This window comes from Citrobacter sp. Cf125 (assembly GCF_030333935.1).
Lineage (GTDB): Bacteria > Pseudomonadota > Gammaproteobacteria > Enterobacterales > Enterobacteriaceae > Citrobacter > Citrobacter freundii.
Genome location: NZ_JAOWEY010000024.1, coordinates 371,688 through 393,651, shown reverse-complemented (window position 1 = coordinate 393,651; position 21,964 = coordinate 371,688). Strand labels below are relative to the sequence as shown.

Genomic DNA, 21,964 nt, shown 5'->3' with positions numbered 1-21,964 from the left:
GCAATGACAGCGGTATGTGACAATAAGAGTATCGGCAGGACATTATGAGGAACGAGCCATGGCAAACCCGGAACTACTGGAAGAACAGCGTGAAGAAACGCGCTTGATTATTGAAGAGTTACTCGAAGATGGCAGCGATCCAGACGCGCTGTACACCATTGAGCATCACCTTTCCGCGGATGACTTCGAAACCCTGGAAAAAGCGGCAGTAGAAGCCTTCAAGCTGGGTTATGAAGTGACCGAGCCGGAAGAGCTGGAAGTGGAAGAAGGCGACACGGTTATTTGCTGTGACATTTTGAGCGAATGTGCACTGAATGCGGAGTTGATCGATGCTCAGGTTGAGCAGCTGATGAACCTGGCTGAAAAATATGATGTGGAATACGACGGTTGGGGCACCTATTTTGAAGACCCGAACGGCGAAGAAGGTGAAGACGGCGACGATGAAGATCTCGTCGACGAAGATGATGACGGCGTGCGTCACTAAGTCATCTACTGACCTGCGGTAGCCCAGGCTGCCGCAGGCCAAGGACAATGTATGGATTATCTGCAAATACTCTCCCCGATCCACAATTTCCTGCACTGTAAAACGCCCCAGGCCTGGCTTGATAAAGCGCGAGACCCGGCTAATCTGCCTCTGTTATTGACCGACCACCTCGTCTGTGAGCTGAAAGCGGCGCAAACGGCGATGCTGCTGGTGCGTAAGTATGTCGCAGATAAACAGGGATCTCAGGCGCTGCTGGACTGGCTGAAACCCTATGAAGCGTTTGCTTTCAGAGAAGGGGATGAGCCGGATTTTATCGCGCTGAATAAACAGATAAGCAAAAGCGTGATGCCGCAAACCGACGACCCGTGGGGACGCAAGCTTATCGACAGCATGGTTTTGCTGATCAAAGAAGAACTGCATCATTTCTGGCAGGTGCGTGAGGCGATGATGAGTCGCAACATTCCCTATATTAAGATTACCGCCAGCCGTTACGCCAAAGGCATGCTCAAAGAGGTGCGCACCCACGAGCCGCTGACATTAATCGATAAACTGATTTGCGGGGCTTACATTGAGGCGCGTTCCTGTGAACGGTTCGCCGCGCTCGCACCGTATCTGGATGACGATTTGCAGGCGTTTTATCTGTCGCTGCTGCGATCCGAGGCGCGGCACTATCAGGATTACCTGGCGCTGGCGCAGCAGGTTTCAACCGATGATATCAGTAGCCGGGTGCAGTTTTTTGGCGAAGTAGAAGCCGCGTTGATCACCTCTCCTGACGATGAATTCCGCTTTCACAGCGGTGTGCCAGCTTAGTTCCTTTCTTTGACGCGCGTGCCCATCGCCGCGCGGTTTAATCCTTCCTGTTTCTGTTAGCAAAATCTGGTGGCTGGAAATAGCTCGCTGCTGCCGTAATAATCAAAACATCGAAGGGGAAATATATCCCTGTAACAGAGACGATTTGGCATAAGGATGGTTAATGAACTGGGCACACGTTTTGTTGGCAGGTTATATCGGGGCGGTGATTGCTATCGTCGTCGGCATGTTTCGCAAAAAAGGCTGGCTGGGCAAGGTCTCCGGCGCGGTGGTCTTTGTGGTGGCGATTATCGCGTGGAATCTGTTTGATGTGCACTACCTGATCCCACGCGAAAGCCCGGATTATGGTCTGACGGATGCGCAGAAATTTGAAAACGCGATGCTGTCCATGCCCGTTTATCAGGTGCTTAAGGAGCAGGAGCCAGCGCTGTGGCAGAACATCCTCACCCAGGCAACGCAGCTGAAAGAGGCGGGGAAAAGCGAACAGCAGATTATCGACGCTATTCAGCCGCAGATCCTACAGGTACAGATGGCGCGTTTGCAGCAGGCGCCTGATGCCAACGTGATCGAGTATATGAAGATTAATCTCGAGCAGATTGCCGCGGTGGCAAAAGTGGGCAATGACGAATGTTTTCGCTTTTTGTTCCCGGCAGTGAAAGGCGGGATTAACCCGGTGCGTATTATTCCGCGCGAGCTCATGAACCGTCGTATGGCCAGCGACATGAGTATGATGCACGCGGCCTATGGCCCGAACAAACATACGGTTACGGCGGAAGAAAAACAGTTGGCGCTTCAGGATCTGCAATCCATCAGTCCGGGGCTGGTACAACGCTTTGGACCGGATATCCAAATCATGGCCGATCCGAGTAAAGGCGTGGGCAAAGAGAAAGTCGCCTGTGAAATGGTGCAAGATTTATGGTCACAGGTGCTGAAGCTGCCAACCGCTCGCGCGGCTGGCGTTATTCGACTGATGCTCTCAGCCGAGATGCAGTAACGCGGTTAAAGCCTCTCGGCGTAAGGTCAGAGGGGCTTTAACATTCGCACTTCACAATCTACGTGCCCGGTACAGCCCAGCGCTTCGCTGATATGCTCAAAGCCTAAATGCTCATACAGGCGGATTGCCTCAGTCAGAAAAGCCGTGGTCTCAAGATAGCACTGCTTAAAACCTTGCTCACGGGCATGTTCAAGCGCCATCAGCGCCAGTTTTTTCGCCAGCCCCTGACCGCGCGCGCTCGACAGGAAGTACATCTTTTGCAGCTCGCAAATGTCTGGTTCACTACATCCTAACGGTGCAACACCGCCGCCGCCCACGACTTCACCGTTTTGCTCAACCACCCAGTAGGCCGCGCCCGGCTGGCTGTAAACCTGGAACAATTCGTCCAGATTAGGGTCGGCAACGGTGTAGCCTTTATCGGCGGTCAGGCCGTATTCAGCGGAAACTTTGCGGATAACGCGGGCAATTGCGGCGTTATCATCGGCAGAAATTCGGCGCAGCGTTGCCGCGACGGAGGTAATGGCACTCATAGCGAACTCATGACATAAAAGTGAGACATATGCAGTTAATACCACTGCGGTGAGGGGAAGCGCAAGCGAGGATAATTCAATAAAAAGCCTCTGAGCATATGCGTCAGAGGCTTTTATTGTCTGCGGCGTCGGATGCGCAACACTTATCCGACCTACGTTGACGGTGCCCGTAGGCCGGATAAGCGCAAGCGCCATCCGGCAAACGTACAGGCACGATGATTACAGCGCGGCGATAACTGCCTGCTGCTCAATCAGCTTCGCTTTCGCTTCTGCGTAACCGTCCAGCTTCTCACGCTCTTTGGCGATGACCGCTTCCGGTGCGCGGGCAACGAAACCTTCGTTGGACAGTTTGCCTTCGATACGGGCAATCTCACCTTCGATTTTCGCCACTTCTTTCGCCAGACGCGCCAGTTCATCTTCTTTGTTGATGAGGCCAGCCATCGGGATCAGCAACTCGGCGCCGTCGATGATTTTGGTCACGGAGACCGGACCTTTGTCATCGGCTGGCAGCACGGTGATGCTTTCCAGACGCGCCAGGTTAAGCAGGAAGCTCTTGTTGTCGTTTACACGACGCATCGCATCCGCGCTGCAACCACGCAGCAGCAGCTCCAGCGGTTTGCCCGGGGCAATGTTCATTTCCGCGCGAATATTACGTACGGCAACGATCGCCTGCTTCAGCCATTCGGTATCGGCCAGCGCCGCTTCATCTACCTGAGCCGCGTTATATTCCGGGAACGGCTGCAGCATGATGGTATCTGCGGTGTTGCCACAAATCACCTTCACGCGCTGCCAGATGGTTTCGGTGATGAACGGAATGATCGGGTGCGCCAGGCGCAGCAGACCTTCCAGCACGGTCACCAGCGTATTGCGGGTGCCGCGCAGTTCAGCATCAGTTCCTCCGGTCATTACCGGCTTGGTCAGCTCCAGATACCAGTCGCAGAACTGGTTCCAGGTGAACTCGTACAGGATGCCCGCAGCGATATCGAAGCGGAAGTTATCCAGCGCTTCGCGGTACGCTTTGATGGTCTGGTTGAATTCAGCGAGGATCCAGCGGTCTGCCAGTGACAGGGTCATTTCGCCGCCGTTAAAGCCGCAATCATTTCCTTCAGTGTTCATCAGCACGAAGCGGCTGGCGTTCCACAGCTTGTTACAGAAGTTACGGTAACCTTCCAGACGCTTCATGTCCCAGTTGATATCGCGGCCGGTCGAAGCCAGCGCCGCCAGGGTAAAGCGCAGGGCGTCGGTGCCGTGCGGCTCAATACCGTTCGGGAACTGCTTCTCGGTACGTTTGGCAATCTTCTCAGCCAACTGCGGCTGCATCATGTTGCCGGTGCGTTTCTCCAGCAGCTCCGGCAGTGAGATACCGTCGACCATATCCAGCGGGTCGATAACGTTGCCCTTGGATTTGGACATCTTCTGGCCTTCGTCATCACGGATCAGACCGGTCATGTAGACGGTCTTAAACGGAACCTGCGGCTTGCCGTTTTCATCTTTGATGAAGTGCATGGTCATCATGATCATGCGGGCAATCCAGAAGAAGATGATGTCGAAGCCGGAAACCATCACGCTGGTTGGGTGGAACTGACGCAGCGCGTCGGTATTTTCCGGCCAGCCCAGGGTAGAGAAGGTCCACAGCGCGGAGGAGAACCAGGTATCGAGAACGTCTTCGTCCTGACGCAGCGCAACGTCGGCGCCGAGGTTGTTTTCCTGACGCACTTCGTCTTCGGTACGGCCAACATATACGTTGCCGTCGTTGTCATACCATGCCGGGATACGGTGACCCCACCACAGCTGACGGGAGATACACCAGTCCTGAATATCGCGCATCCAGGAGAAGTACATGTTTTCGTACTGCTTCGGTACAAACTGGATGTCACCATTCTCAACCGCTTCAACCGCCGGTTTCGCCAGCACGTCGGCACGCACGTACCACTGATCGGTCAGCATCGGTTCGATAACCACGCCACCACGGTCGCCGTAAGGAACGGTCAGATCGTGAGGTTTGATCTCTTCCAGCAGGCCCATCGCATCAATGGCAGCGACGATCGCTTTACGCGCGGCAAAGCGTTCCAGCTTCTGGAACTCAGCCGGGATTTCATTGGAGTAAACGTCGGACTCTTCACCTTTGGTGTCGTACACTTCCGCGGTTTCACGGATGTCACCGTCAAAGGTCAGAATGTTGATCATCGGCAGGCCGTGACGTTTCCCGACTTCGTAGTCGTTAAAGTCGTGTGCCGGGGTGATCTTCACGCAGCCGGTACCTTTTTCCATATCGGCGTGTTCATCACCGACGATCGGAATACGGCGGTCAACCAGCGGCAGAATAACGAATTTGCCGATCAGATCTTTATAGCGCGGATCTTCCGGATTCACGGCCACGCCGGTGTCGCCCAGAATGGTTTCCGGACGGGTGGTCGCCACGACCAGGTAATCTTTACCGTCTGCGGTTTTCGCGCCGTCGGCCAGCGGATAGCGGATATGCCACATGGAGCCTTTAGACTCGCGGTTTTCCACTTCCAGGTCAGAAATAGCGGTGCGCAGTTTCGGGTCCCAGTTTACCAGGCGCTTGCCACGGTAAATCAGGTCTTCTTTGTACAGGCGAACAAAGACTTCTTTCACGGCATTGGAAAGACCTTCGTCCATAGTGAAACGCTCGCGCTCCCAGTCAACGGAGTTGCCGAGACGGCGCATCTGGCGGGTAATGGTGCCGCCGGATTCCGCTTTCCACTGCCAAATTTTATCGATAAACGCTTCGCGACCGTAGTCATGACGGGTTTTACCTTCTTCAGCGGCAATCTTACGCTCAACCACCATCTGGGTAGCGATACCCGCGTGGTCGGTACCAGCCTGCCACAGGGTGTTTTTACCCTGCATGCGCTGGTAGCGAATCATGGTATCCATGATGGTTTGCTGGAAAGCATGACCCATATGCAAACTGCCGGTGACGTTCGGCGGCGGGATCATGATGCAGAAGGACTCTTTGCTTTCATCGCCGTTAGGTTTGAAATAGCCCTGCTTTTCCCAGTGCTCGTAAAGCGGCTGTTCGATATCTTGTGGGTTGTATGTCTTTTCCATTATTTCCAGGTTGCCGTATTCAGGTTAAAACCAGCCACGCGGTAAGCTTTGTAGCGATCGCGTGCCGATTGTTTCAAAGAATCTTCGTAAGGAACGAAGTCTATCACTTCTGTGAAAGCGGTGGCAAAATCTGCAAAGCCAACGCGCAAACTGATGAGCAGGTCGCGCGGGCTGCTATTGCGTTTCTCCGGCCAGGCAATCTCTACCGGCGCGCCGCCTCTGGGGCCTTCGCCCGCCAGATTATGCGGAACAAAGCTTTCTGCCGGTCTTGCCCACAGGGCTTCATCCAGTCGAAGAGCCTGCTTTTCGTTTTCACAGGCGATAAGCACGCGCTTGCCAGCCCGCCAACGTTCTGCGGCAATTTCACACACCAGTTGCTCGACGGCGCTTAAACCATCTTGTTGTGTGTCGTTGTCCAGAAGATAGAACGTCGCATTCTTCATATATGGGGCTTCTTGTGGTGGATTTAAATGCAAAGCCGGGTGGCGCTACGCTTACCCGGCCTACGGTTGAGTGACGTTGTAGGCCGGGTAAGGCGAAGCCGCCACCCGGCGTTTTACATCACTCTTCGCCGTTAAAACCCGCGCGATTGAGCAGGAACTGCGACAGTAACGCGACCGGACGACCGGTTGCGCCTTTGGCTTTCCCTGAACGCCATGCGGTACCAGCGATATCCAGGTGCGCCCAGTTGTACTTACGGGTAAAGCGTGACAGGAAGCAGCCCGCGGTAATGGCGCCGCCAGGACGTCCGCCGATGTTCGCCATATCCGCAAAGTTAGACTCTAACTGCTCCTGGTATTCATCACCCAGCGGCAAACGCCACGCGCGGTCGCCAGCCTGCTCGGACGCACCGATCAGCTCATGCGCCAGCGGGTTGTGGTTCGACATCAGGCCGGTGATGTGATGGCCCAGCGCAATCACGCACGCGCCGGTCAGGGTCGCAACGTCAATCACCGCCTCCGGCTCAAAGCGCTCGACGTAGGTTAACACGTCGCACAGCACCAGACGGCCTTCGGCGTCGGTATTGAGCACTTCAACGGTCTGACCAGACATGGTGGTCAGCACGTCGCCTGGGCGATACGCGCGGCCACCCGGCATATTTTCGCAGCCCGCCAGTACGCCGACGACGTTGATGGGCAACTGAAGCTCGGCCACCATGCGCATCACGCCGTACACAGCCGCCGCGCCGCACATGTCGTACTTCATCTCATCCATGCCTTCGGCTGGTTTGATGGAGATACCGCCGGAGTCGAAGGTTAACCCTTTACCGACCAGCACAATCGGACGCGCGTCTTCGGACGGATTGCCTTTGTACTCGATGACTGACATCAGCGACTCGTTCTGCGAACCGTGACCGACGGCGAGATAAGAGTGCATACCCAGCTCTTTCATCTGCTGCTCGCCGATCACGCGGGTCACCACATTTTTGCTGTAGCTGTCTGCCAGCTGACGCGCCTGAGAGGCCAGATAAGCTGCGTTACAAATATTTGGCGGCATGTTGCCGAGATCTTTCGCCGCTTTAATGCCAGCGGCGATTGCCAGACCGTGTTGGATCGCACGCTCACCGCTGGTCAGCTCGCGGCGGGTCGGCACGTTGAAGACCATTTTACGCAGCGGGCGACGCGGCTCGCTTTTGTTGGTCTTCAACTGGTCAAAGCTGTACAGCGTTTCCTGTGCCGTCTCAACGGCCTGGCGCACTTTCCAGTAGTTATTACGCCCTTTGACGTGAAGCTCAGTCAGAAAGCAGACGGCTTCCATTGAGCCAGTATCATTCAGCGTATTGATGGTTTTCTGAATGACCTGCTTGTACTGGCGCTCATCAAGTTCGCGCTCTTTGCCACAACCAATAAGGAGAATTCGCTCAGACAGAACGTTAGGAACATGGTGCAGCAACAGGGTTTGACCCGGTTTGCCTTCCAGTTCGCCACGACGCAGCAGTGCGCTGATGTACCCGTCGCTGATCTTGTCGAGCTGCTCTGCAATCGGAGAGAGGCGGCGTGGTTCAAAGACACCCACGACGATGCACGCACTCCGCTGTTTCTCCGGGCTACCGCTTTTTACACTGAACTCCATGCACTACGCTCCTGAATCTTAAAGACAACGGCGGTGGCTACGGATAGAATTGCAAGCTTTCGTAACTCATACCCGCTGTTGCGGTGACTTCGTGTTAATCTTAACGTTATTACGGCATTGGCACGTCAGAACAATTTCTGAGAGGTGGATCCGTTGAGTATAATGATCTTAGCGACGATTTCGACGACTCAAGAGAATAAATGACGTTTAAGCCATGAAACAAGCTAAATTCCGGCAAAAGACGGGTTTTTACGGGCGTATTTAAAGTGATAATCATAAGATATCTGGTTCGGGAAACGCTCAAAAGCCAACTTGCGATCCTATTCATCCTGCTTTTGATCTTCTTTTGTCAAAAGTTGGTCAGGATCCTTGGTGCGGCTGTTGACGGTGATATCCCGGCAAATCTGGTGCTCTCGCTGCTGGGGCTGGGCGTGCCAGAAATGGCGCAACTTATCTTGCCCTTAAGCCTGTTCCTCGGGCTGCTGATGACGCTGGGCAAACTGTATACCGAAAGTGAAATTACGGTCATGCATGCCTGTGGGCTGAGCAAGGCTGTGCTTGTTAAAGCGGCGATGGTGCTGGCGTTGTTTACCAGTATTATTGCGGCGGTCAACGTGATGTGGGCCGGACCGTGGTCCTCCAGACATCAGGACGAAGTCCTGGCAGAGGCGAAAGCGAACCCCGGTATGGCGGCGCTTGCTCAGGGGCAATTCCAGCAGGCGACCAACGGCAGTTCGGTGCTGTTTATCGAAAGCGTTGACGGCAGCAACTTCAAAGACGTGTTCCTCGCGCAAATCCGCCCGAAAGGCAACGCTCGTCCTTCGGTCGTCGTAGCCGATTCCGGACATCTTACCCAATTGCGCGATGGCTCTCAGGTTGTGACGCTAAACCAGGGGACGCGCTTTGAAGGTACCGCGCTGCTGCGCGATTTCCGCATTACCGACTTCCAGGATTATCAGGCGATTATCGGCCATCAGGCCGTGGCGCTGGATCCAAACGATACCGAACAGATGACCATGCGTACGCTGCTGGCGACCGACACCGATCGCGCCCGCGCGGAGCTGACCTGGCGTATCACGTTAGTATTCACCGTATTTATGATGGCGCTGATGGTTGTACCGCTGAGCGTGGTAAACCCGCGTCAGGGTCGCGTGTTGTCGATGCTGCCAGCAATGCTGCTCTATTTGCTGTTCTTCCTGGTTCAGACATCGCTGAAGTCGAACGGTGGTAAAGGTAAGCTGGATCCGGTGTTCTGGATGTGGGTGGTTAACCTGGCTTATCTGGCGCTGGCGATTGTGCTTAACCTCTGGGATACGGTGCCGATGCGCCGCTTGCGTGCCCGTTTTATGCGTAAAGGAGCGGTATAATGCAGCCTTTTGGTGTACTTGACCGCTATATCGGTAAAACCATTTTCACCACCATCATGATGACGCTGTTCATGCTGGTGTCGCTCTCCGGGATCATCAAGTTCGTTGACCAACTGAAAAAAGCCGGGCAGGGGAGCTACGATGCGATGGGCGCCGGGCTGTATACCCTGCTCAGTGCGCCGAAAGATATCCAGATCTTCTTCCCGATGGCGGCGCTGCTGGGGGCATTGCTGGGGCTGGGCATGCTGGCCCAGCGCAGTGAACTGGTGGTGATGCAGGCTTCTGGCTTTACCCGTATGCAGGTGGCGTTGTCGGTGATGAAAACCGCGATTCCGCTGGTGCTGCTGACGATGGCCATTGGCGAATGGGTCGCACCGCAGGGTGAACAGATGGCGCGTAACTACCGTGCGCAGCAGATGTACGGCGGCTCGCTGCTCTCTACCCAGCAGGGTTTGTGGGCGAAAGACGGTGACAGCTTTGTCTACATCGAGCGGGTGAAAGGCGAGGCCGAGTTGGGCGGGATTAGCATCTACTCGTTTAACGACAAGCGTCGTCTGCAGTCTGTACGTTACGCTGCGAGCGCGACGTTTGACCCGGAGCAGAAGGTCTGGCGTTTGTCGCAGGTGGATGAATCCAACCTGACCGATCCGAAACAAATCACCGGTTCGCAAACGGTGAGCGGCACCTGGAAAACCAACCTGACGCCCGACAAGCTCGGCGTCGTGGCGTTGGATCCTGACGCGCTGTCGATTAGCGGTCTGCATAACTACGTGAAGTACCTGAAGTCGAGCGGCCAGGATGCCGGACGCTACCAGCTCAATATGTGGAGCAAAGTCTTCCAGCCGCTATCAGTGGCGGTCATGATGCTGATGGCGTTGTCGTTTATCTTTGGTCCGCTGCGTAGCGTCCCGATGGGGGTGCGTGTGGTGACGGGGATTAGCTTCGGTTTTGTGTTCTATGTGCTGGACCAAATCTTTGGCCCGCTGACGCTGGTGTACGGCATTCCGCCGATTATCGGTGCGCTGCTGCCAAGCGCCAGCTTCTTCCTGATAAGCCTGTGGCTGATGCTGCGTAAATCGTAATCACAGTAATCGTAGGCCTGATGGCGTTGCGCTTTTCAGGCCTACTCCGGACCCATAGGCCGGATAAGGCGTTAAGCCGCCATCCGGCAACGTAATACGGGCTAGCGTTTTCTCCCGCCCATCAAACTCCCCAACATGCCGCGGATTATCTGATTAGTAACCTGTCGCGCCGCGCTTTTCGCCACGCTCTGTACCACGCCATCGCGCTTGCCGCCGCGCGGCCCTGTGCTGCCAAATAAAATATCCTTCAATCCACCGAGAATACCGCCGTCCACCTCGACCGCTTTACCGTTGGCGGGAGGCGTATTTTGCTGCTCGGTACTGGCCTGCACACCTTGCTGTAAACGTTCATAGGCGGACTCTCGGTCGATATCTTCTTCATATTTGCCGTACAGCGAAGAGTGATTAATCAGCCCGTTGCGCTCGTCGTCCGTCACCGGTCCCATCCGTGAGCAGGGAGCAATCACCATCGCCCGTTCAACCACCGACGGGCTGCCTTTGGCGTCCAGAAACGACACCAGCGCCTCGCCGGTTCCCAGCTCCTGAATGGCTTTTTCGGTATCAAATGCCGGGTTGGCGCGCATGGTTTGCGCCGCGGTTTTCACCGCTTTCTGATCTTTCGGCGTGAACGCGCGCAGGGCGTGCTGCACGCGGTTCCCCAACTGACCAAGCACGTTGTCCGGAATATCCGACGGGTTTTGCGAGACGAACCACACGCCGACCCCTTTCGAGCGGATCAGACGGATCACCTGTTCGATTTTATCCAGCAGCACCTGCGGGGCATCGTTGAACAGCAGATGCGCTTCATCAAAGAAGAACACCAGTTTTGGCTTCTCCAGATCGCCCGCTTCCGGCAACTGTTCGTACAGTTCTGAGAGCATCCACAGCAGGCTGGCGGCGTACAGTTTGGGCATCTGGTAGAGCTTCTCGGCGCTGAGGATATTAATCATCCCTTTGCCGCTGGCGTCGGTACGCATCCAGTCTTTGATGTCCAGCATCGGTTCGCCAAAGAAGTGTGCCGCTCCCTGCTGCTCCAGCGACAGCAGTCCGCGCTGGATAGCCCCGACCGAAGCGCTGCTGATATTGCCGTACTGATTCTGGAAGGATTTAGCGTTATCGCCGATGTACTGAGTAATGGCCCGCAGGTCTTTGAAATCGAGCAGCAGCAGGCCCTGGTCATCGGCAATGCGGAAGATAATATCCAGCACGCCGGACTGAATGTCGTTGAGATTCAACAGACGAGCCAGCAGCAGCGGCCCGAGGTCAGATACCGTGGCTCGCACCGGGTGACCCTTTTCGCCGAAGATATCCCACACCGTGACCGGATTACCATGCGGTTGCCAGTCGGTAATGCCGATGTTTTTCAGGCGGGCGAGTAGCTTTTCAGAGGCTTGTCCTTCTTCGGCTACGCCGGTTAAGTCACCTTTCACATCGGCCATAAATACCGGTACGCCAATCTCGGACAACGATTCGGCCAGCTTTTGTAGTGTGACGGTTTTACCGGTCCCGGTCGCGCCGGTAATCAGCCCGTGACGGTTGGCCATGCCTGGCAGTAAAAACAGTTCGGTGTTCGGCGTGCGGGCAATTAGCAGGGGTGCGCTCATTGAGATTTCCTCCATTTATCCTGCCTGGAGTATAGGCAACCGTGATGCACTCTTCACCGCTAAATTGCGGAGATTGTGAGGAGAATTTTACCTGCCTGGAATAGCGGGGAGAATAGCCGGGAAGCTTACGCCTCCCGGCAAAGACGATCAGAAGTCGGCTTTCAGCACCACGCGGTAGCGGGCCTTGCCGTCACGCACATGCTGGATTGCTTCGTTAATTTGCGACATCGGGTACAGCTCGGTGGTAGGCGACACCTTGCTGCGCCCGGCAAACTTCATCAGCTTGCGCAGCTCGAATGGCGTCCCGGTCGCCGAACCGGAGATGCTACGATCCCCGGCAATTAAGGTGAACGCCGGTACCGGCAGCGGCTTCAGCACTGCACCGACGGTATGGAAGTTACCGCCGTAGGCCAGCGCTTCAAAATAGGGCTGCCAGTCGAGATCGACGTTAACTGTGTTAATAATGAGATCGAACTGGCCCGCCAGCGCTTTTAGCGCATCCGGATCGCGGCTGTTGACCACCTTATCCGCTCCCATCGCCAGCACTTCCTGCTCTTTCGCCGGATTGGAGCTGAACGCGGTCACTTCGCAGCCCATCGCATGCAACAGCTTAATGGCGATATGCCCCAGCCCGCCGATGCCGATCACCCCGACACGGCTGGTGGCTGTGATATGGTGCATCAGCAGCGGTTTGAACACCGTAATGCCGCCGCACAATAATGGGCCAGCGGCCGCCAGATCGATACTCTCCGGCAGCGGGATCACCCACTGCCAGTCGGCTCGTAGCTTCTCGGCAAAGCCGCCGCGATTAAGAATAGTGGTAACGGAACCTTCCAGGCAGTTAATCTGATTGCCGCTGATACAGGCGTCGCAGTGCCCGCAACTGCGCGCCGTCCAGCCAATACCGACGCGCTGACCAACCTTCAGACCCTTATCCTGCGCCGCGCTGCCGAGCGCCGCCACGCGACCAATCACCTCATGCCCGGCAACCAGCGGATACTGAGAGAATCCCCATTCGTTGTCGATCATCGACAAATCAGAATGGCAGATACCGCAGTAATCGACCTGGACTTCGACATCTTCCGGCTTGAGCTCGCCCGCATCATATTCATAGAGTTCGAGTTCGCTGCCCGCCGCTTTTGCGGCGTAGCTTTTTATCATCGACATCGTGTTTCCCTCAGTGTGGTGTTGAACTGGAAGTGTAGAGCATGGGGAAACGGGACGCCTCGCAGAAGGGGGGGTTAAGAAGAGGGCAAACTGTGATGATGGTTACAGGTAAGAAAGGTAATGCTGAAATTTTCAACACTTAGCGAGCCAGACACACGCTGGCGCTTGCATGGTGGCGCACGACAGGTATAATCCACAACGTTTTCCGCATCCCTTCCGTGCCGGAGTGGCGAAATCGGTAGACGCAGTTGATTCAAAATCAACCGTAGAAATACGTGCCGGTTCGAGTCCGGCCTTCGGCACCAAAAGTATGTAAATGGACCTCAACTGAGGTCTTTTTTTATGTCTAAAATCCAGTATTTATCTACCTTTCCCGCTATATTAACTCTCTCAAGGTCAACCGACATCAACGTACATCTACCAACACATGTTGGTATAGATGATGGTATTTCCGGTTCGATAATGCTTGTACCAACAGGGAGGGGATAAGCATGGCGTTAACAGATATCAAGGTTAGAACAGCCAAACCAACGGACAAGCAATATAAGCTGACCGATGGTAGCGGTATGCACCTGCTTGTCCATCCAAATGGTTCTAAGTACTGGCGGTTGCAGTACCGTTATGACGGCAAGCAAAAGATGTTGGCACTTGGGGTTTATCCTGAAATCACACTGGCGGATGCCAGAGCACGTCGTGACGAAGCGCGTAAGCTGCTAGCGAATGGCGTCGATCCGGGAGACAAAAAGAAAAATGATAAGGTAGAACAGAGTAAAGCACGAACCTTCAAAGAGGTGGCGATCGAGTGGCATGCCACCAATAAAAAGTGGTCTGAAGATCACGCCCATCGTGTGCTAAAAAGCCTGGAAGATAATCTCTTTGCAGCGCTTGGTGAACGTAATATCGTCGAGTTAAAAACTCGCGATTTATTAGCACCCATTAAAGTCGTAGAGATGTCTGGACGTCTTGAGGTTGCTGCTCGTCTTCAACAGCGCACTACGGCCATCATGCGTTATGCAGTGCAGAGTGGGTTAATTGATTATAACCCGGCACAAGAGATGGCTGGGGCTGTTGCTTCCGCTAATCGACAACATCGTCCGGCGCTTGAATTAAAGCGCATCCCTGAGTTGCTTGAGAAAATAGATAGCTATACCGGCAGGCCGCTAACCCGCTGGACGACAGAACTCGCTCTGCTTATCTTTATTCGGTCCAGTGAGCTGCGTTTTGCTCGCTGGTCAGAAATCGATTTTGAAACGTCAATGTGGACCATCCCACCTGAGCGAGAGCCCATTCCTGATGTGAGACATTCTCAGCGAGGTTCAAAGATGCGTAAACCTCATCTGGTGCCGCTTTCAAAGCAGGCGCTGGCGATCCTGAAGCAGATAAAACAGTTCTGTGGCGAACATGAGCTGATCTTTATTGGCGATCATGATCCGCGTAAGCCAATGAGTGAAAACACCGTAAACAGTGCGCTACGGGTGATGGGATATGATACTAAGGTTGAGGTTTGCGGCCACGGCTTCCGTACAATGGCCTGTAGTTCGTTAATTGAGTCAGGACTATGGTCGAAGGATGCGGTTGAAAGGCAGATGAGCCATATGGAACGCAATTCGGTGCGGGCGGCGTATATCCATAAAGCGGAACATCTGGATGAGCGCAAGCTGATGTTGCAGTGGTGGGCTGATTTTCTGGATGCGAATCGGGAGAGAGCGATTGCGCCGTTTGACTATGCGAAGATCAATCGGGGTAATGGCGTGTGAGTTGAATGCCTTTATTTCTAGGTTGATGCTTAAATTAAAAAGACCAACCAGCCCGCTTAGGACTGGTTGGTTGCTGTATTTTTTTACCGTTGTTATCAGAATTCCACTATTCTAGCAAGCAATCACCAGAGCATAATCTCTATGCTCTAATATGCAGCGAAGCAATTTGAGCTAGAGATTCCCGAGCGCTGGTTGTGATTAATTAATCCGGTCAAACATTTTTTTAAGGTAGCTGTTCCCACCATCTTCCATGAACAACATGTGCTTGTCTTCCAGCTCTTGCTTTTTCACTTTATCGCCGACGTTCAATAAATCAGCATATTTTGTTGGTGAAAGCACAAAAGCATTGAGCGTTAGCGCGGGCTCGCCAGCTGCAGCCTGCTTGGTTAAGTCTGCCTCAATCTTTTTGATTTCGGTATAAAGCCCCAATTTCGGATGGTTCAGATCCATGTGCTTTAAACCTTTTGGATCAACAAACGAAAGCCACTGCTCACCGCTTGCATCATCAACCAGCCAAAGCAAGAAGTCCGGGTAAAAGTTACCTGCCGTTGCAAACCCAATTCCCTTGTTCTTTGAATCCGCATTACGCAGTAAATACAGGCTTCGCGTACCAATCGCCTCGCGTCCTACTGACGAGCCATAAAATGCCTGCAAATCTTCAATAAATTGAATTTCGCTTGGCGCATCAAACGCCAGTGGGCGCATTTTTAATGGCACCGCGTCTTTATCTTCCAAAGACAACAGGGGGTAGAACAAATGCCGATCAAAGCTTATTGCGACCATGTGCGGTGCATTCCACTTGCTGGCCTCCCCCAAGTCACCCTTGGCAACCAGAGCCTTAAGCACTTCCAGTTTCTTTAAATATTCATGACCATCATCGCTGTCATCAATTTCGAAGTGGTAGAGTTTGAGCATGGATCCGTGCTCATCATGCATGGAGATCACTTCATAAAACTGGCCTTCATAACCGGTTTTCAGTGCCTTGTAGAACCGTTCCGTATAGTCACACAATAAACGGATCAGAATATCTTCTAACCGTTTAATGTCAGCAAAGCTTTTCGCCTCAAATTCTGGTTTGGGCATATACAGCGTATACCAGCTATGTTCCCCCAGACAGAAATCGATCAACCGTTGCTTGTCTAAACGCAAGTTGCTCCAGTTACGCTGTTGCTTGAATGCCTGCAGCGCTAGGTAAATTCGGTCAAAATCAAATAATGCAAAATGTGCCTGGTTGAGTTTTCCTTCATGGCGCACATTCAATTGCAGTACAGCGCTGCCTTCTGTTGTACTAATCGCCTCTAGTCTAGGGTACAAATCCAAAGCGATATGCGGGGTTTTGATCTTGCCGTCAAACTCTGCCGGGATTACATACAACCAAGGATAGTGGGTCCGTTTAAAGCCCAACTTTTGGTTGTCTTTATAACCATCCTTTAGCGCCAGAGTCTTTAACTTTTTGGTCGGCAAGTTTGGTTGAGTCGGGAAGTCCAGTTCGATGATTTCATCGCTTGGGGTAATACCTTCCTCCTTCAGATAATCCTTAAAGGCGGCCATATAGCTGGCGCGCACGCCAAATATGTTCAGGGTTTCCAGCTTATCCAAGTACAGACCTTTCGGGCGCTGATTTGGCGTTGTACGCTTCAGCGAGAAGTCTTTGCCCTTAAGGCGCACGCCACGACCAAACAACTGAATAATTTGTGAACCTTCTCCTTGGCCCATATTCAGCAATCCCATGGTGGATACACGCCAGCTGCTCCAGCCTTCAGTAAATTTGCGAGAGCCAATCAGCACATTCAATTTGCTGTCTTTGTTGTTCAGTGTACCGAACAGGGCACCGCCAAAATCGTCGGCTTCACTGTCGAAGCTATCCAGTTCCTCTGCGGTTTTATAAAAGCCACTGTCATCACCAATCGAGATCAGGCCAAACGGTTCGGCATCGCCCACACGCAGTGCCAGCTCGCCTTTACTGTTCTTGATGTTCACCAGCTTTAAACGCTGGCGGGTGTTGGCATTGAACAGCTTGTGCAAAATGTCGGCGTACAGACCATCGATATTGTTGCTGAACCCCATTAAAGAGTTAAACCGCCCCTGGAAAATATTGTTGCGTTTGGCATCGAGCAGTTGCGCCTTGTCATCGACCAACTCTTTAAGCCAAGTTTTTATAGTTTGCTCATCATTCAGGAAGAAACTTAAAAACTGCACGACTTCGAGAATGTCGGAATCCTCTCCGGACACCGTATTACCCACAAAAACCCATAGAGGTTTTGCAATATTAAAGTCATTCAACTTGCCTTGATGGGTTTGCCAAAGCCAGGTTTGCTGATAAAAACTTAATAAACAAGCAGTAAAATACTTTTGTGCATTATCGGCTTGCTCGTAGGCCTCACCATTCATATTTAAAATGAGCGATTCTTTGCCATAGCCATCGTCGTAGAAATATTTGTAGGAATAGTCAAACAGAATGCACTTCGCATAGATCTCTCGGGTAGCTGTCACGCGTGCCTGGCGTTGCTCCGCTTGTGTTAAGACTAGCTGTGCGAGTTGTGCGTCATCCAGCTTCTTTAATGCCGTTGTCTCAAACAGCGTTTTGGCTTTCTTTTTCAAGAGCTCTTCTTCGGCTTTGACGACAGTATTACCCTTCGCCACAGCCTGACCAAAAGTCGCCGAGTATTCAAAGGCAAAACCACCTCGTACCAATGCATCACGGCGTTGCATCCAGGGACCTGCGGCTGTACCGGTGCCACGGTGGCCTTCGTCGACCAGTACTAGGTTATTGCCTTCAAAGGCTTCAACGGCAACCGTTTTATCGCCCATACTGTCACCGAGCTTGTTGATGTCGATAATCTCGATGGTGCCTTTAAAGGTGTTGGTTCGGTTCTTATCGAAGAAACGACTGAAACTGAAACCTGAAAGCTCTAATTCCTCCAGATGCTGCTTAGATAAGCCTTCGTTCGGTGTCAGCAGAATGATTTTGTCCGGGTACAGACTGCTATTGCCAGCTTGGAAATAATGTAAATACTGTTTGATATTTACATGTAATAGCAGGGTTTTACCGCTGCCCGTGGCATTCCAGAACGCGATCTTATTCAAGTCGCTGGCGATATAGGTCTGAAAGGTTTCTGCGCCTTGCTCTTTACTATACGTTGCCAGCTCTTCGTTCAGGCCATCAAGCAATGCTTGTGGCTTGGAAAAGTACCAGTCCAGATATATTTCAGTGAACAACAACGATAAATACTGAAAGTACTTCATGTTCAGCACATGGCCTTCCAGTTGATTACGGTGTTTGGTAATAGCCTGCCAGTGCTCAACAATATGTAAATCGTAGCGGCGTAAATCGGCCTCGGAAATCCAGTCCACTTCAAACAGGTTGCGCGTCAGTTCATGAAAGAACAGGGTTTGCCCGTCTTCATCAATGCCTTCGTGCAGGTCATCACCCAAACGAAGTTTTAGCGCAGCAAGTTCATTGCCTTTAAAAAATCGCATCATCCAACGGTTGAGCACTAACTCTTGATGAAAGCTCCGTTTCTTTAGCTTTGTCTTTGCTGCTGTTTTTGGGAAGGCCATTAAATTTCCTCCTCGGCAAACATACGTTCCAAAAACTCCGGTTCAATCTGGCGCAGTTTTAATACGCGCGTCTCGCCACCTTCGTCGGCTGTTTGAGACAGTACCGTGGGAATATTATGATCGCCATTGATGTAGACGACATCAAATTCATTGTCTGCCGGGTTTAGCGCCAGCTTATCGCATAGTTTGTTGAGGCCTTCGTAATCGATCTTCTCGCAGTCGCGCCATAAGACCAAACAGGTTTCACCACTGGGCAGGGTGCCAGTTACCGTCACAAAACCACGCTCAGGCTGCGCATCAATATGCTTTATGGTTAAGCCAATTAAGTAGTTAAAGGTTTCCACTAAATCGATTTTTTGCTCTTCAAAGGCACCGGCAGAATCTACGGCGATCTTCATAGTGTAATCGAATGGCTTTTTAAAGTTATCGGTAGATAACAGAGAACCACGACTCTCGACATCGAACATATAGTTAAGCAGGTAGTCATCTTTGAGTTCGGGATTATTGTCGAAAAGATCGACTTTAGGCTTTTTCAATTCTAAGTTATTAAGCGTGTCTTCATAAGATTCAAGAGATATATATTTTGTGATAAAATTTCTTGATGCGATATCGTCATCACACTTACCCTTTGCAGCCTCAATTTTTTGTGCAATTTTCCTTTGCTGGACAACATCGCGCTCTGTATGCAACTGCTTTTCTAATCGAGAAATATCTAAAGCAGATGACAGCCTTACTGGTAGTCCATCATCCCAAAGTAGGGAGTAAGCTGATTTTTTAATACGCGGCAATAGAATGCTTGAAAAGTATTCCCCCATTTCCACCAATAAAAACTTGGTCTTTTTGGCTTTCTTCTTGTTAAGTGAGATTATTGCATCGCCTGTAGTTCCCGAACCTGCAAAATAGTCAATTGCTATATCACTATCACTAAGGTCCGCCTGTGTCGCGAACCTTTCTATTAACGAAGTAGGTTTAGGATTAGAAAATGCTCTGCTTTTCCCAAAAAGATTTCTGAGTTCCTTTTCTCCATCTGCGTAATCATTCACAACGGACTTTGCAACATTTGTAGAAACTTCATCCAAAAAGCTTTTTTGTTGAGGCACTTTGCTTTCATTTTCACCCCAAACAATACGATCTTTTTCTACTAACTCAGAAAAAGAAGTATTTTGTCTCCCATATCTCTCAAATGACCATCTCCATCCGGTTTTTGGGGGCGTGCAAGGTCTTTGAGTGGTGGGATGAAGTGGCCTGTAAAAACGGAAATCCGGATGATTTTCGTCACGAAATTCGTCTTTTTGAGAGTCCTCTTTAACCTGCGGGAGTGAGGTATCAACTTCTCTCCATACAAAAATGTCAGCTTTTTTCTCTTTAGCCTCTGTCTCGCAAACTAGATTTCCTTTCAAATCTCTATATTCTGCCCGATTGTAGTTTGTTAGGCTTTTCCAGGGGTCATCCTTGGGGTCTACGCCTTGACTCTTAAGCTCTGCTTTGTGATCTTTGTAAAGATTTGATAGTGCCTTTTCCACAACGGCAATAGTGGGATAATCAGGTAAAAGTTCACTAATCAATTCTTTGACTTCCTTGTAGCCCGGCTTAACTTCACGGAACATGAAGTACTCTTTTTTAACCGACTCTATATTCTTTGCATAAACTTGAACGTATTCATGGTTTGTAGAAAAAGTAGGTGATTGGTTTTTAGTAGTATTTTGTGCCCATATAACTTCTTCCACTTTATTTTCATTACCAAATGTATTGTCTAGCGCCGTTTGCAAGCTAGCCCTTTCAACTGCATCAATGCTGCAATAGATAACCCCATTTTCTTTAAGCAATGAATTAGTTAGTTGCAACTTTGGATGAATCATGGATAACCATGAAGAATGTTTATATGTATCTCTATAGAAAAAACCATCACCCCCGGTGTTGTATGGTGGGTCGATGTATGCGAATTTGATTTTATCTCTGTATTTTTCTTGAATGATTGAAAGTGCATGTAAATTGTCGCCAGAGTACAATTCAGCTGCCAAGCATTCATCTAGGCCTTCAAAATTTGAAATTAATCTATTTTTGAAGTGCGGTGAGAAAAATTTTGTATCTAAGATTAGCTCTTGGTTCTCACCCAAAAACTTCTCTGTGATAGGTAATGAAAATCCATTAATTTTATCTATTGAAAAATTAATAATCCAATCTTGGATTTGCGCTTTATTTGAGCAAACTTCAGGCCATACAATTTTTGGAACTAGATCTAGCGATATCAAGTAGTTGGTGTTCGTAATAAATTTTTTCTTTGTCCACAACTTCTTCTGAAAATCCTCCAATTGCGCCAAGAATTTAATCAAATCCAACGCAATACTGCGCAAGCACTGAATCATACGCAGATTATTTTCTATATCACTAAAGATTTCTGCGTTCTGCACGTCATCCAGGTGTATCACTTCGTTTTTAATATAAAAATCCAGCTCACCACGTAGAAACTTACCGAGGTTTTTATGGATAAAATAGTCGGCGGTATTTTTAGTGGTGTAGTTGGTTAGGTGCTTTTCAAGCAGTGTGCGCTTCGGGTTCTTTTCTGTCGGTTCTCGCTTGCTTAAATCCAGCCAACGGCTGGCTGTAGCTCCTTCGGCTAGCACAGCACTCACTGCCGCTTCCACCAACTTATCCTGCTTGCTGCCTTTCGGCATGGCTTTATATTCAAAACGGATAATGAGCTCTTTCGTTTCGTTGCCATCGATGTCTTTTTTGATGACTTCCTGTACTGGAAGAATTTCTTCTTCATACCCTTCGCCTTCGTCGTCGATGCGCGTAATGATCTTCTGCTCAGCTAATACAAAGCGGCGCTCTTTGTCGTTGTCTTTGCGGTTGTCTTTGGCTGTGTCGGCGGCAACCAAGCGGAAGTGCACCACACGGCCATCATCTAATTTAAACGAGTAATTGGAGAAATTTTCGCCGCTTTTGATGTAGTACTGGTCTTTATTGGCCCAATGCAGCATGACTTCCTCGCCGGCATAGGGAATGGCGTAGGTGTCACCTTTATAACGACGCTGGCTGATAAAATCGCCGTTGTCGTAATAACGGGAGAAGAAGGTCAGCAGGTGGCTGAATACGGCGTTTTCATGTTCGGCGTTGCCGCTACTGGCCTGGGTTATTTTGGCTTTCAGTTCTTTAACTTTTGGAGACTCAGCTGGGTCAAAGCCTGCATCAGTTGCAGCCTGTTCGGCCTTTTTCAAATCGTCTTTGAGCTGACCGATATTGGCTGCACTGCCACTAGCTAACGCCTGTTCTACTTTTTCTTTAAGGCGTTTTTCCAGATATTCATTGATCTCATCGGCACGCGCATTGAGGATGCGATAAACACCAAAATCCAGTTCGGGGCGATCAATCTGGAAAACTTCTCTTAGTTTAGTGACTAGCTCGTTAAACTTGCTCATATATATTCCTGTGTTCGTAACTTCACAATTTTTCATTT

Annotated in this window: 15 protein-coding genes and 1 tRNA gene; 8 read left to right on the top strand and 8 right to left on the bottom strand. The window is 51.2% G+C overall.

What is annotated here, in order from left to right; all coding sequences use genetic code 11:
* The first annotated feature begins 58 nt into the window (after positions 1–58).
* From rraB to OGV89_RS16080, 3 genes are all read left to right on the top strand, one after another.
* Complete coding sequence (gene rraB / locus OGV89_RS16090; RefSeq protein WP_003025845.1) at positions 59–484, top strand: ribonuclease E inhibitor RraB; 426 nt, start codon at positions 59–61, stop codon at positions 482–484.
* A gap of 51 nt (positions 485–535) precedes the next feature.
* Positions 536–1,294 carry a tRNA isopentenyl-2-thiomethyl-A-37 hydroxylase MiaE gene (gene miaE, locus OGV89_RS16085; RefSeq protein ID WP_003839623.1) on the top strand — a complete coding sequence of 253 codons (759 nt, stop codon included), beginning with the start codon at positions 536–538 and terminating at the stop codon, positions 1,292–1,294.
* Between the two features lie 163 nt (positions 1,295–1,457).
* On the top strand, positions 1,458–2,288 hold the full coding sequence (locus OGV89_RS16080) for a hypothetical protein (protein ID WP_003839625.1): 831 nt from the start codon (positions 1,458–1,460) through the stop codon (positions 2,286–2,288).
* 26 nt (positions 2,289–2,314) lie between these two features.
* On the opposite strand, the gene OGV89_RS16075 is transcribed toward OGV89_RS16080, so the two are convergent.
* The 4 genes from OGV89_RS16075 to pepA all read right to left on the bottom strand — a co-directional run bounded on the left by OGV89_RS16075 (position 2,315) and on the right by pepA (position 7,966).
* Positions 2,315–2,818: a GNAT family N-acetyltransferase gene (locus OGV89_RS16075; RefSeq protein WP_003025856.1), complete on the bottom strand. Its 504-nt coding sequence runs from the start codon at positions 2,816–2,818 to the stop codon at positions 2,315–2,317.
* A 219-nt stretch (positions 2,819–3,037) separates the two neighbouring features.
* Positions 3,038–5,893 (bottom strand): valine--tRNA ligase, encoded by a 2,856-nt coding sequence (locus OGV89_RS16070; protein WP_286558942.1) that lies wholly within the window; start codon positions 5,891–5,893, stop codon positions 3,038–3,040.
* A complete protein-coding gene (gene holC / locus OGV89_RS16065) occupies positions 5,893–6,336 on the bottom strand; it encodes a DNA polymerase III subunit chi (RefSeq protein WP_003025862.1) in 444 nt (147 codons plus the stop codon). Before holC ends, OGV89_RS16070 begins: the two co-directional genes overlap by 1 nt.
* A 118-nt stretch (positions 6,337–6,454) precedes the next feature.
* On the bottom strand, positions 6,455–7,966 hold the full coding sequence (gene pepA, locus OGV89_RS16060) for a leucyl aminopeptidase (RefSeq protein WP_003025870.1): 1,512 nt from the start codon (positions 7,964–7,966) through the stop codon (positions 6,455–6,457).
* A 153-nt stretch (positions 7,967–8,119) separates the two neighbouring features.
* Between pepA and OGV89_RS16055 the strand changes: the two genes are divergently transcribed.
* The 3 genes from OGV89_RS16055 to lptG all read left to right on the top strand — a co-directional run bounded on the left by OGV89_RS16055 (position 8,120) and on the right by lptG (position 10,415).
* Positions 8,120–8,170: a hypothetical protein gene (locus tag OGV89_RS16055; protein WP_212723231.1), complete on the top strand. Its 51-nt coding sequence runs from the start codon at positions 8,120–8,122 to the stop codon at positions 8,168–8,170.
* A 62-nt stretch (positions 8,171–8,232) separates the two neighbouring features.
* A complete protein-coding gene (gene lptF, locus OGV89_RS16050; protein ID WP_003839630.1) occupies positions 8,233–9,333 on the top strand; it encodes an LPS export ABC transporter permease LptF in 1,101 nt (366 codons plus the stop codon).
* Positions 9,333–10,415, top strand: coding sequence for an LPS export ABC transporter permease LptG (gene lptG / locus OGV89_RS16045; RefSeq protein WP_003025875.1), 1,083 nt, complete (start codon positions 9,333–9,335; stop codon positions 10,413–10,415). The genes lptF and lptG overlap by 1 nt, the downstream gene beginning before the upstream one ends.
* A gap of 101 nt (positions 10,416–10,516) precedes the next feature.
* Here lptG and OGV89_RS16040 read toward each other — a convergent pair whose 3' ends face one another.
* Positions 10,517–12,019 carry a helicase HerA-like C-terminal domain-containing protein gene (locus OGV89_RS16040; RefSeq protein WP_054528665.1) on the bottom strand — a complete coding sequence of 501 codons (1,503 nt, stop codon included), beginning with the start codon at positions 12,017–12,019 and terminating at the stop codon, positions 10,517–10,519.
* A gap of 147 nt (positions 12,020–12,166) precedes the next feature.
* Complete coding sequence (gene ahr, locus OGV89_RS16035; protein ID WP_054528004.1) at positions 12,167–13,186, bottom strand: NADPH-dependent aldehyde reductase Ahr; 1,020 nt, start codon at positions 13,184–13,186, stop codon at positions 12,167–12,169.
* Between the two features lie 220 nt (positions 13,187–13,406).
* On the opposite strand from ahr, the gene OGV89_RS16030 reads away from it, so the two are divergent.
* Both OGV89_RS16030 and OGV89_RS16025 read left to right on the top strand, forming a co-directional pair.
* Positions 13,407–13,491: transfer RNA gene (locus OGV89_RS16030), tRNA-Leu, on the top strand.
* A gap of 186 nt (positions 13,492–13,677) precedes the next feature.
* Positions 13,678–14,943: a tyrosine-type recombinase/integrase gene (locus OGV89_RS16025; RefSeq protein WP_286558940.1), complete on the top strand. Its 1,266-nt coding sequence runs from the start codon at positions 13,678–13,680 to the stop codon at positions 14,941–14,943.
* A 198-nt stretch (positions 14,944–15,141) separates the two neighbouring features.
* On the opposite strand, the gene OGV89_RS16020 is transcribed toward OGV89_RS16025, so the two are convergent.
* Complete coding sequence (locus OGV89_RS16020; RefSeq protein WP_286558937.1) at positions 15,142–18,504, bottom strand: DEAD/DEAH box helicase family protein; 3,363 nt, start codon at positions 18,502–18,504, stop codon at positions 15,142–15,144.
* Positions 18,504–21,926 (bottom strand): site-specific DNA-methyltransferase, encoded by a 3,423-nt coding sequence (locus OGV89_RS16015; protein ID WP_286558936.1) that lies wholly within the window; start codon positions 21,924–21,926, stop codon positions 18,504–18,506. The genes OGV89_RS16020 and OGV89_RS16015 overlap by 1 nt, the downstream gene beginning before the upstream one ends.
* Positions 21,927–21,964 lie beyond the last annotated feature (38 nt).